The organism is Kitasatospora sp. NPDC058406 (genome assembly GCF_042722765.1).
Classification (GTDB): domain Bacteria; phylum Actinomycetota; class Actinomycetes; order Streptomycetales; family Streptomycetaceae; genus Kitasatospora.
The window spans coordinates 1-11,668 of sequence record NZ_JBHXKE010000271.1; the positions used below are offsets into that span (position 1 = coordinate 1).

The 11,668-nt window shown below is 73.8% G+C and carries 10 protein-coding genes; 5 read left to right on the plus strand and 5 right to left on the minus strand.

What is annotated here, in order from left to right; all coding sequences use genetic code 11:
- A partial coding sequence (locus tag ACFWOG_RS34940; RefSeq protein WP_380363300.1) for a carbohydrate-binding protein occupies positions 1–1,266 on the plus strand: 1,266 nt, incomplete at its 5' end.
- A 390-nt stretch (positions 1,267–1,656) separates the two neighbouring features.
- Here the strand turns inward: ACFWOG_RS34940 and ACFWOG_RS34945 are convergent.
- The 4 genes from ACFWOG_RS34945 to ACFWOG_RS34960 all read right to left on the minus strand — a co-directional run bounded on the left by ACFWOG_RS34945 (position 1,657) and on the right by ACFWOG_RS34960 (position 6,089).
- Positions 1,657–2,313 carry a GNAT family N-acetyltransferase gene (locus ACFWOG_RS34945; protein ID WP_380363302.1) on the minus strand — a complete coding sequence of 219 codons (657 nt, stop codon included), beginning with the start codon at positions 2,311–2,313 and terminating at the stop codon, positions 1,657–1,659.
- A gap of 165 nt (positions 2,314–2,478) precedes the next feature.
- Complete coding sequence (locus tag ACFWOG_RS34950) at positions 2,479–4,251, minus strand: oleate hydratase (protein WP_380363304.1); 1,773 nt, start codon at positions 4,249–4,251, stop codon at positions 2,479–2,481.
- Between the two features lie 106 nt (positions 4,252–4,357).
- Positions 4,358–4,819 (minus strand): hypothetical protein, encoded by a 462-nt coding sequence (locus ACFWOG_RS34955; RefSeq protein WP_380363306.1) that lies wholly within the window; start codon positions 4,817–4,819, stop codon positions 4,358–4,360.
- A gap of 16 nt (positions 4,820–4,835) precedes the next feature.
- Positions 4,836–6,089, minus strand: a complete 1,254-nt coding sequence (locus ACFWOG_RS34960; RefSeq protein ID WP_380363308.1) for a GNAT family N-acetyltransferase — start codon at positions 6,087–6,089, stop codon at positions 4,836–4,838.
- 198 nt (positions 6,090–6,287) lie between these two features.
- On the opposite strand from ACFWOG_RS34960, the gene ACFWOG_RS34965 reads away from it, so the two are divergent.
- The 3 genes from ACFWOG_RS34965 (at position 6,288) to ACFWOG_RS34975 (ending at position 9,736) form a co-directional block, all read left to right on the plus strand.
- Positions 6,288–6,512, plus strand: a complete 225-nt coding sequence (locus ACFWOG_RS34965; protein ID WP_329881358.1) for a hypothetical protein — start codon at positions 6,288–6,290, stop codon at positions 6,510–6,512.
- Between the two features lie 236 nt (positions 6,513–6,748).
- A complete protein-coding gene (locus tag ACFWOG_RS34970; protein WP_380363310.1) occupies positions 6,749–8,812 on the plus strand; it encodes a discoidin domain-containing protein in 2,064 nt (687 codons plus the stop codon).
- A 246-nt stretch (positions 8,813–9,058) separates the two neighbouring features.
- Positions 9,059–9,736, plus strand: coding sequence for a hypothetical protein (locus tag ACFWOG_RS34975; protein ID WP_329951201.1), 678 nt, complete (start codon positions 9,059–9,061; stop codon positions 9,734–9,736).
- 45 nt (positions 9,737–9,781) lie between these two features.
- Here the strand turns inward: ACFWOG_RS34975 and ACFWOG_RS34980 are convergent, their stop codons facing one another.
- The gene (locus ACFWOG_RS34980; protein WP_329881361.1) at positions 9,782–10,114 is read right to left on the minus strand and encodes a metalloregulator ArsR/SmtB family transcription factor; all 333 of its coding nucleotides are present in this window, start codon (positions 10,112–10,114) and stop codon (positions 9,782–9,784) included.
- 378 nt (positions 10,115–10,492) lie between these two features.
- Here ACFWOG_RS34980 and ACFWOG_RS34985 point away from each other — a divergent pair, with 378 nt between their 5' ends.
- A complete protein-coding gene (locus ACFWOG_RS34985) occupies positions 10,493–11,602 on the plus strand; it encodes a HoxN/HupN/NixA family nickel/cobalt transporter (protein WP_329881362.1) in 1,110 nt (369 codons plus the stop codon).
- Positions 11,603–11,668: the final 66 nt, after the last annotated feature.

The window sequence follows — 11,668 nt, forward strand, 5'->3', positions numbered from 1 at the left end:
GCGGCCCCCCCCCCGGACCCGCTCGGCGTGTCCGCGGCGCCGCCCGAGGTGCTGGCCGCGCTGCAGCGCGACCTCGGCCTCACCCCCGACCGGGCCAGGACCCGGCTGGCCAACGAGGCCCGGGCGGGCGCCAGGGCCGCGGCCCTGGCCCAGGGCCTGGGCGGCACCTGGGCCGGCTCGTGGGTCGACGGCCCCGACGCCGCCACCCTGACCGTCGCCACCACGCGGCCCGCCGACGCCGAGACGATCCGGGCGGCCGGCGCCAGCCCCGCCCTCGTCACCCACCCGCTCGGCACGCTGGAACGGACCCTCGCCGCACTCGACCGCGCCGCCGGGCACACCACCGCGGTCGCGGCGCCGGTACGGTTCGTCGACGTGCGCACCAACGCCGTCGTGCTCCAGGCCACCGACGCGCGCGCCGCCGAGCGGCTGGTCACGGCGGCCGGCGTGGACCGGGCACTGGTCCGGGTGGAGACGGTCACCGAGACACCCCGGCCGCTCTACGACATCCGCGGCGGCGACGCCTACTACATCGGCGGCAGCAGCCGCTGCTCCGTGGGCTTCGCGATCACCCGCGGAACCACCCAGGGCTTCGCCACCGCCGGCCACTGCGGGCGTGCCGGCTCCTCCACCACCGGGTCCAACCGGGCCTCCCAGGGCAGCTTCCAGGCCTCGGTCTTCCCCGGCAACGACATGGCGTGGGTCGCCGCCAACAGCAGCTGGACCGCCACCCCGTACGTGAGCGGTCCCGGCGGGAACGTCCAGGTGACCGGCTCGGTGCTGCAGCCCGTCGGCTCCTCCGTCTGCCGGTCCGGCTCCACCACCGGCTGGCACTGCGGGACCATCCAGCAGCACAACACCAGCGTCACCTACGCCGAGGGCACCGTCTCCGGGGTCACCCGCACCAGCGTGTGCGCCGAACCCGGGGACTCCGGCGGCTCGTTCATCTCCGGCAGCCAGGCTCAGGGCGTCACCTCCGGCGGCTCCGGCAACTGCTCGCAGGGCGGCACCACCTACTTCCAGCCCGTCAACCCCATCCTCCAGGGCTACGGACTCACCCTGAAGACCGACTCCCAGGGACCGGGCCCCGGCCCCGGTCCGGGCCCCGGTCCCGGCACCCCCGGCGGCACCTGGGCGGCGGGCACCGTCTACCAGGCCGGCGCCACCGTCACCTACGGCGGCGGCACCTACCGCTGCCTCCAGGGCCACCAGGCCCAGCCCGGCTGGGAGCCGCCCAACACCCCCGCGCTCTGGCAGAGCGCCTGATCCCGCACCGCACCGACTCCCGCGTGCGCCGTGGTCCACCGCGCGGCGGACCACCGCGCCCGTGCGGTGCACCCCGGGCCGCCTCCCGGCACGGCGCGACGGCGGGCCGGTGATGTGAGACGTTGGTCGGGGGTCGGAACCATGGAGGAGGCGCCATGTCGTCCAAGCGACGCCGCAAGAAGAAGGCCCGCCGCAAGCACGCCGCGAACCACGGCAGGCGGCCCCAGTGCTGAACCGCCGCCCGGGGTGAGGCCGGGTGTCCGGCCCGGAGCACCGACGTGCTCCGGGCCGGCCCGCGCTCGGACCCCAGCGGCCGGGCGTCAGCGGCAGCACCCCAGCGGCAGGGCGTCAGCGGCAGCACCCCAGCGGCAGGGCGTCAGAAGTCGGGCGTCAGCGGCCGGCGGCCTCCGGGGCGAAGTAGAGGCTCGCCATGGTGGCGCGGGCGGTCCAGCCGAGGGAGGCGTAGAGCGCGCGGCCGTCCGGGGTCGCGACCAGCAGACCGGTGTCGGCCCCGCTCCGGCGGGCGGCGTCCTGCAAGGTGCGCATCACCAGGCCGCCCAGACCGCGCCGGCGGTGCTCGGGCGCGGTCTCGATCTGGTCGGCGACGGCGGTGGCGCCGGTGCAGGCGATCTGACCGCGCGCGGCGAAGTGGCCGTCGGCGGTGCGGACCAGCACCCGGACCACGCCGCCCCGGCTCCACGAGGTGAGGGCGTAGCCGGCCGGCACCGTCGGACGCTCGGCGGCGAGCGGCACGGTCATCAGGAAGCCCGGCACGTCGAACTGCCAGCCGGGGCCGAGCCAGGGACGGACGGTGTCGTCGTCCGCGAAGAGCTTCAGCCACGTCCCCGGCGCGCTGGTACCGGCCACGATCTTCCGGACGTCGGCCTCGGTGGGCTCGGGCAGGACGTGCCGCGACACCTGGGCCTTCTGTCCGACGTCGACGGTCCACCCCCACGGCTCGTCCACGGGGTCGCTCGCGCCCCGCGAGACGATCCAGCCCTCGATCCACATCCGGACGAGTTCGTTGACGGTGAGCCCCTGCATCATCCACCCCCGTAATAGTCAAAATAGTCATGCAAAGCTTACCCGACCGTGCCCGGTGCGGTCGATGCGTTCGCCGGACCGGCGTCGCCGCCGCCGCGAAGCCGCCGTACCCCCGCCGTTCGGCAGGGGTACGGTCGGCCGCGCCGGACAGGGACGCGCCCGGGCCGGCTACTCCTCGGGCTCGGCGATCAGGCCGAACTCGGCCAGCAGCGCGCCGACTTCGGTCGCGTCCAGCCGGTGCAGCAGGTGCTTGCGCACGAACGCCGGCCCCGGAAGGTCGAGTTGCTCGCCGTCGCGCAGCCGGCTCGTCGCGGCGAGCAGCTTGCGCAGGTCGTAGGTCGAGTTGAACACCTCGGGCACACCGCGCTCGATGCCGAGGAGACGGTAGGCCGCCTCCATGCCGGTGCGGACGGAGTACTCGGTGGTGAAGATCGTGTCCCGGGTCGTCTCGGCGAACTGGCCGATGAAGGCGAAGTTGACCGCGCCCTCCGGCACCACGTCCGGCCGGTCCCCGGCATGGCGGGGAAGGAAGAAGGACGTCACGTACGGCATCATCACCGGCACGCACCGCGCGCCCTCGGCCGCGAGGTCGGGAATCTCCTCCACGGGGACGCCCAGGTGGTACAGCCACTCCCGGGTGATCTCCTCCCCCGTGCACTCCTGCATCGGCTTGCGGACGAAGTCGCCGGGCCGGTCCACGAAGAGCGAGTAGAGCCAGACCACGATCCGGTCCGCCGGCTGCTGCTTGAAGTGCGGCTGCCGGTTGACCGTCCAGCTGAGCAGCCAGGAGGAGTCCCGGGCGGTCACGATGCCACCGGTGACGACACCGCCGGAGAACGGGTCGCGCTTGGCGACCTTCTGGATGTACCGCGGGATCCGCGGGTCGAGGGTGGTGACCGTCGCCGACTCCCACTTGCTCTGCGCGATGTTGCCGCAGAACACCTCCGGGTGCCCGAAGGAGGGGTCCTTCGCGGCGATCCGGCGCCACAGGTCCCAGGCCGGGGCGGGGCCCTCGTCGAGCCGGGCCGGGGTGTGCTGGTCGCCGTTGTCGGAGTTCTCGGTGAGCGAGCCGATGGTCGTGAGGACCAGGTCGTCCGCCCCGAGGTCGACGCCGCCCGGCCGCCCGGCCTCGGTCCAGTGGATCCTGGTCGCCAGCTTGCGCCCCGGGGCGAGGTCGAAGTCGATGTCGGTGACCTCGGTCCCGAAGCGGAAGACCACGCCCTGGTCCAGCAGCCACCGGGTCAGCGGGAGCACCATCGACTCGTACTGGTTGTACTTGGTGAACTTCAGTGCGGACAGGTCCGGCAGTCCCCCGACGTGGTGGACGAAGCGGTGGAGGTAGAGCTTCATCTCCAGGGCGCCGTGCCACTCCTCGAAGGCGAACATGGTGCGCCAGTAGAGCCAGAAGTTGCTCTCCAGGAACTCCCGCCCGAACACCTCGTCGATCCGTTTGCCCTCCAGTTCCTCGTGGGTGGTGAGGAAGATCCGCACGAGGTCCTTCTGCGCGCGGTCGTCGAGTGCGAAGAGCCCGTCGGTGCCGGCGTCCTCGCCGCGCCGCTCGGTCACCCGCTGGAGCGAGAAGTTCGGGTCGTCCTTGTTGAGCCAGTAGAACTCGTCGAGGACGGAGGCGCCCTCGATCTCCAGCGACGGGACGGAGCGGAAGAGGTCCCAGAGGCACTCCATGTGGTCCTCCAGCTCCCGGCCGCCGCGGATCACGAAGCCCTTGCCGGGCTCCTTGATACCGTCCAGCGCGCCCCCGGGGAGCTTCAGCCGCTCCAGGACGGTGATCCGCTCCCCCGGCAGCTGCCCGTCCCGGACCAGGAAGGCGGCCCCGGCCAGCGACGCCAGCCCCGCCCCGACGAACCAGGCGCTCTTCCGCTCCACGCCGTCCGGCTTGCGGGGGCGGGCGAACGCCTCGTAGTTCCCACTGCTGTAGTACACGTCGACTCCCTTGCTCGCAGGCCGTTCCATTCACTCGTGGCGCACGTGCCCACCGCCTCGCGGGCAGGACCGAACGGGTGACGGGACGGCGGTCGCGGCCCGGGTGTCAGACCGCCCGCGCGCTCTCGGGCCGCGGTGCGCGGGCGTCCGATGCCCGCTGCTCGCGCCGCGCCCAGCGGACGGCCGGCGGCGGCGCGGCCGGCGGCAGGAACAGCAGGATCGCGGCGGACGCCGCGAAGGCGACCGCGTTGCCGAGGACCAGCAGCCGGTAGGCGGTCACCGTACCCACCTGTACCGTCCAGCCGGCCGACAGGGCGCGGAACTCCTGCGGCCGGTCGCCGCCGTGATGCCGGATGAGCGGGCTGCGCGCGGCCAGTCCGGCCGCCTCGGCACCGGTGGCCGCGCACACCGCGAGGACGAACGGCCAGAAGGCGTCCACCAGGACGAAGGCGGCGGTCGCCAGCGCCTGGGCGACCGGGGTCGTCGCGTAGACGCCGCGCGCCCCGCGCCGGTCCGCAGCAGCGAGTCCGGTCCGACGCGCCCCCGGGCGGACGTCCGGGCGGCACACCGCCCGGGTCCGGGCCTCAGTACGGCAGGTAGTAGCTCAGGAAGTCGGCCGTGAGCGGCGGGAACAGCACCGGGAACAGCTCCTCGTCCGTTCCGTAGACGTCGGGGCGGATCCGGGCCAGCCCCTCGATGCCGTGCGGGCCGAACAGCAGCGCGGGGAGCTGGTCGGGCGCCACCCCGGCGCCCTTCGCAAGGCCGGGCCCCTGCATGGGGCCGCCGGTGACGACCTCGCCGAGTCCGTCCGCGAGGACCGGGATCCGGTAGTGGGCGCCGAAGGTGGAGATCACGACGTCCCGGCCGACGCGGTCGACGCCGGCCGCGGCGAGGCGCTCCCAGAACAGCGGCCGCAGGCGGTCGAGCAGCACCGCGACGTCCGGGATGCGGACGTAGTACTGCTCCGCCGTGCGGCGCGGCCCGTCGTCGAGGAACTCCTGCCAGGCGGCGGCGGTCACGGTGCCGGCCCGGTGGACGACCCGCAGCCCGCCCTCGGGCACCAGGGCGGCGGCGGCGCGGAGCAGCTCCCGCGCCGCCGCCTCGTCGACCGCCGCGGCCTCGGCCAGCAGCATCTGCTCGCCCGGGGGCGTGATCCGCCCGACGGCCGCGACCGACCCGGCGCGTTCGAGGACTCGGAGGCTGCTGGCGTCGTGCTCCAGCAGCCACCGCCAGCGCGCCTCGGGGTGGGCGACGGCGACGTCGAACCCGGCCTGTGCCGCGTCCTGCAGCGCCGTCACGGCCGGGATGTCGGCCGGTCCGGCGGCACGGAGCAGCAGCGCGCCCTCCCCGGTCGGCGTGCCCTCCCCGGTCGGCAGGCTCCGCACGGCCTGCGTCCGCGGTATGTCGATGGCGTACTCGTAGCCGAACAACCGGTAGAAGTACGGAATCCCGATCATCACCTGGACGAGGTGCCCCCGGGCGGCGGACCGGTCGTGCGCCCACCGCATGAGGGCCCGGACCAGACCCCGCCCCTCGTACGCGGAGTCGGTGGCGACCAGTTCGACCTGGCCGGCGGGCAGCCGGACGCTCCCGATGCGGACCTCCTCGTCGAGCAGCGTCGCGGTGGAGACCACCCGGTCCCCGTCGACGACCACCGCGCAGGACGGGTACCCGGCGTCGGGGTCGTCGACCACCAGGCGGTGGTCCAGCGCGTCCCCCGGTTCGCCGCGCTCGGTGAGGAGCGCGCCGATCTGCTCCAGGTCGGCCGGCCCCGCCTCCCGCAGGACGAGGCCGTCGGCCAGCGATACGGACACGGAGGATCCTGTGGTCTCGGTCACGCCCGGACTATTGCACCCGTCGCTCCGCCGCGTCCATCGAGTTTCCGGGCACCGCTCCGGGGCGGCCGGACGGGGGCGCCGTCGCCCGAACGCCGCACGGCGGGGCGTGCCGCCATCCCACCGGGCCCCCTCCGATGGCCGACCGGGGCCGCGGGGGATTGCATGGAGGGACCGACCCCACTGTTCCGGGAGGGTGCCATGTACGAGATGTGGGCCGAGCACGATCCGGCGGTGAACCCGCCGTCCCTGGTCTGGCACGTCGTGGCGAAGGAGGATGCGTCGAAGTCGCTCTGCGGCCGGTTCCTGGAACCGGGTCAGCGCGTCGTGCCGGGCGGCTCCGACGGGCAGCCCGGGCTGCCGGACAGTTACTGCGACCCGTGCCTCGTCACGGTGCGCGAGAGCATGGCGGCGACCGCCGGCTGATCGTGCCGGGCAGCAGGGTGCCCCGCCGGAACGTCCGGCCGGGCACCCTTCCGGCTGCCCGCCGTCCGCCGTCGGTCCACCCGTTCCGTCCCGAGCTATTGACGCGGATTCCAACAGTGGCGATTCTCGTCACACCGAGTACGCGGGACATGACAGTCGATCCGGCGGGGTTCTCGCGCTCCGAGCGGACGGCCCTTCGACCGCGTCGTCCGCTCGTCCGGAACTGAGTGGTGACCATGACCCGACTCCCCCACGCCCGGCCACGAATCGTCACCCTGCTGATCTCCCTCCTCGCCCTCGCCGCCGCGATGCTCGCCTCCCCGGCGCCCGGAGCGGCGAGCGGCGCCGACTGGTGGGAGCCCGCCTCCCGCCCGGCGCCCGACTCCCGGATCGACGTCACGGGCGAGCCCTTCCGGGGCACCGACGCCCAGGGCAGGGTCCGCGGCTTCGTCGACGCGCACAACCACCTGATGTCCAACGAGGCCTTCGGCGGCCGGCTCATCTGCGGCAAGGCCTTCTCGGAGGCCGGCGTCGCGGACGCCCTGAAGGACTGTCCCGAGCACTACCCCGACGGGTCGCTCGCCTTCTTCGACCTCATCACCAAGGGCGGCGACGGCCGGCACGACCCCGACGGCTGGCCGACGTTCGCCGACTGGCCGGCCCACGACTCGCTGACCCACCAGCAGAACTACTACGCCTGGGTCGAACGCGCCTGGCGCGGCGGCCAGCGGGTCCTCGTCAACGACCTGGTCACCAACGGGGTGATCTGCTCGGTCTACTTCTTCAAGGACCGCAGCTGCGACGAGATGACCTCCATCCGCCTCCAGGCGCAGAAGACGTACGACCTCCAGGCCTACGTCGACCGCATGTACGGCGGACCGGGCAGGGGCTGGTTCCGGATCGTCACCGACAGCGCGCAGGCCCGCGAGGTCGTCCGCCAGGGCAAACTGGCCGTCGTCCTCGGCGTGGAGACCTCGGAGCCGTTCGGCTGCAAGCAGATCCTGGACGTCGCCCAGTGCAGCCGCGACGACATCGACCGGGGACTGGACGAGCTGCACCGGCTGGGTGTCCGCAGCATGTTCCTCTGCCACAAGTTCGACAACGCGCTGTGCGGGGTGCGGTTCGACGAGGGCGGCCTCGGCACGGCGATCAACGCCGGCCAGTTCCTGTCGACCGGCACCTTCTGGCAGACCGAGCGGTGCACCGGCCCGCAGCACGACAACCCCATCGGCCTGGCCCCGGTGACGGCCTCCGTGCAGCAGCAGCTCCCCCCGGGCGTGACGGTCCCCTCGTACGCCGGGGACGCGCAGTGCAACACCCGCGGCCTGACCGAGCTCGGCGAGTACGCCGTGCGCGGCCTGATGAAACGCAAGATGATGCTGGAGGTCGACCACATGAGCGTCAAGGCGGCGGGCCGCGCCTTCGACGTCCTCGAATCGCAGTCGTACCCCGGCGTCCTCTCCTCGCACAGCTGGATGGACCTCGACTGGACCGAGCGGGTCTACCGGCTCGGCGGCTTCGTCGCCCAGTACATGCACGGCGCCGAGGGGTTCAGCGCGGAGGCGGGGCGCACCGACGCACTGCGCGACAAGTACCGCGTCGGGTACGGCTACGGCACCGACATGAACGGCGTGGGCGGCTGGCCGGGCCCGCGCGGGGCGGACACCGCGAACCCGGTGCGCTACCCGTTCCGCAGCGCGGACGGCGGCTCCCTGATCGACCGTCAGACCACCGGCAGCCGCACCTGGGACCTCAACACCGACGGCGCCGCCCACTACGGCCTCGTCCCGGACTGGCTGGAGGACGTCCGGCTGGTCGGCGGCCAGGACGTGGTGGACGACCTCTTCCGGGGCGCGGAGTCCTACCTCACCACCTGGGGCGCGGCCGAACAGCACCGGGCCACCGTGAACCTGGCGGCGGGAGCACCCGCCGCCGCCAGCTCCAGCGAGTGGAACCCGTTCACGAGCTACGCACCCGGCCGGGCCGTGGACGGCAGCACGGCCACCCGCTGGGCGAGCGACTGGAGCGACGACCAGTGGCTGCGGATCGACCTCGGGGCCACCACCCTGGTCGGCCGGGTCACCCTGGACTGGGAGCGCGCGTTCGGACGGTCCTACCGCATCGAGGTCTCCACCGACGGCGCGACCTGGCAGCCCGTCTGGGCCACCGCCGACGGTGACGGCGGCCTCGACACGGCACGGTTCGCCGGTGTCCCGGCGCGCCAGGTCCGCGTCCACGGCCTGCAGCGCGGCACCTCCTGGGGCTACTCGCTGCACGAGGTCGGCGTCTACGGCGGCTGACCGTCCCGGAGCACGGCCACGGCCGCCTCCCGCAGCGCGTCGCGGCGGGGAGCGGTCGCGGCGCGTGTGACCCACGGTGACGGGGGCGTCCGGGGCACCGCCCACCGACGGCGCCCGGAGAGTGCACGGTGTAGTCGACCGGCCACGTGTCGTAGGTCTCATCGGCGGCCCGGGCCGGTTCGTCCGCGTTCCGATGTGGTGGGATGTGCCGTCACCAGGTGATGGTCACTGACGCGGGGGTGCGTGTTGAGGAGTGGACGACTGTTCGGTCTCCGGCCGGACGAGGGTGCGGCGGAGCTCGCCGCGGCGGGCCTGATCCGGCTTGCGGCCGAGGAGCGGCGGGGCGGCGGGGCCGACACCCGGCCCTGGCTGTGGCAGATGCGGGCGGCCTCGTTCGCGGACGCCTGGCTGGCCTTCGCCGACCCGGCGGCGCCCGGGCTGCGGGTGCCCGCGGAGGCCGTCCTGCAGTCGGTGGTGCACCGGGCGGCCGAGCTGGTCCTCCAGGCGCACGACGGGGACGGCCCGGCGGCGCTCGACCGGCTGGGCCGGCAGGCCGCCGAGGCCCGCGAGCGGGCCCGGCGGGACGACGCCTCCCACCCGGCCGAACCCGACGCCTTCGCCCTCGTCTGGCACGGCGTCCAGGCCGCGTCCGCCGGCCACGGCGCCGAGACCGAGCGGGAACTCCACCGCACGCGCATCGCCGAACGGTGCGAGGCGTACGTCCGCGGGCGGCACCGCCGCCAGGACACGCTCGCGCTCGTGCTGGCCTGCGCCCGGTGCGCCGCGGGCGCCCTGGGCGAGCTGAGCGACGACGACCCGGGGGCTACGGCCGCGTGTCTGGAGGAGCACGCGGCGCGGTTCATGCGGCAGGACGGTCCCGCCCCGCTCTGGGTGCCGGGCCGACCGGGCCAGCTCACCGGCTGAGGACACCGGGCGGACGGCCGTCGGCCGCCCGTCACCGGGCGCTCGTCAGGCGCCGGCGCGGGGCACCTCGTCGAGGAGGTGCCCCAGCGCCTCGTCGGCCAGTGCGTACCGGACGACCCGGCCCTCCTTCACCGCGGTGACGGCGCCGGACGCCCGCAGCAGGCGCAGGGTCTGCGAGACGGCGGTGGGGCTCACGCCGCAGGCGAGGGCGAGGTCGGAGACCGGGATCGGCCCGGCCGCGCGCAGGGCCACCAGCACGGCCAGCCGCCCCGGTTCGGCCAGCAGCGCGAACCGGGCCGCCGCCCGGCGCAGCCCGTCCCGGCCGGCCACGGCCTCGGCCGCCGCGCGTGCCGCGGCGTCGTCGATCGCCCGTGCCACCCCGTCCCCCACTCGTACGCATGCCGCCACGTTGCGTTATTGCAACATATGCGCAACTGCGCAACCTTGTCGAGAAGTGCGGCATGCCCCTACGGTGGTCCCGCCGTGGTGCTCGGGAAGACCGGTGACGCTCCTTCGGGAGCCAGTCCGGAGCGGCCCTCGCCACTGTGAACGGGGAGCGTCCCTGCCGGGTCCGCGCACGCGGGCAGTCACCGGTGCCGCACGGCGCCGGGAAGACGAGTCAGGGACGCGCTCGGCCCTGCCCGGACGCGGGCGGAGCCGTCCACCCAGAGCCAGGAGACCGGCCACGGCGTGCACGACTCCCCCGACCTCACCCGGGGGTGCCCCCCATCGAGGAGCTGGAGAGGCTGCCCGCCCATGTCCCTGACCAATGAGTCCCCCGGAACGACACTCGCCCAGCCGCCCCGCTGGCAGCGCCGGGACACCGTCCGCACCGCGGTCCTGCTGGGCGTCATCGCCGCCATGCACGTGGTCGCCTTCGGCACGCTGTTCCTGCTGGTCGCGCCCAACGACTACACCGTCGGCACCCAGGTCTTCGGCGTCGGACTCGGCGTCACCGCCTACACCCTCGGCATGCGGCACGCCTTCGACGCCGACCACATCGCCGCCATCGACAACACCACCCGCAAGCTGATGGCGGACGGGCAGCGCCCGATCTCGGTCGGCTTCTGGTTCGCGCTCGGCCACTCCAGCATCGTCATGGCGATGGCCGCCCTGGTCGCCGGCGGCGCCCAGTTCGCCGGCACCCTCGTCGACGAGGAATCCAGCGTCCACGGTGTGCTCGGCGTGATCGGCACCAGCGTCTCCGGCACCTTCCTCTACCTGATCGCGGCGCTCAACCTGTTCGCGCTCGCCGGCATCTACAAGGTCTACAAGGCCATGCGGGCCGGGCAGTTCGACGAGCGGCAGCTGGAGAAGCACCTCGACGAGCGCGGCTTCATGAACCGGATCCTCGGCCGCCTCACCAAGTCCATCACCCGCCCCGGCCAGATGTACCCGCTGGGCGTGCTCTTCGGCCTCGGCTTCGACACCGCGACCGAGGTCGCCCTGATGGTGATGGCCGGATCCGGCGCCGCCTCCGGCCTGCCCTGGTACGCCATCCTCTGCCTGCCGCTGCTCTTCGCCTGCGGCATGAGCCTGTTCGACACCCTCGACGGCACCTTCATGAACTTCGCCTACCACTGGGCGTTCTCCAACCCCGTGCGCAAGGTCTACTACAACCTCACCATCACCGGCCTCTCCATCGCCGTCGCCTTCCTGATCGGCACCATCGAGCTGGTCTCCGTCCTGCACGAGAAACTCGACCTCACCGACCCGGTCAGTACCTGGATCGCCGAGATCAGTCTCGACAACGTCGGCTACGTCATCGTCGGACTGTTCGTCGTGGTCTGGGCCTGCGCCCTCGGCTACTGGCGCATCAGCAACGTCGAGCAGCGCTGGGCCGCCCGGGTCGAGAAGACCGGCTGAGCCGAGCACCCCGGCCGGCCCCGGTACCCGGCCGACGCGCGCCCCCGGGCCGCCACCGCGTGGTGG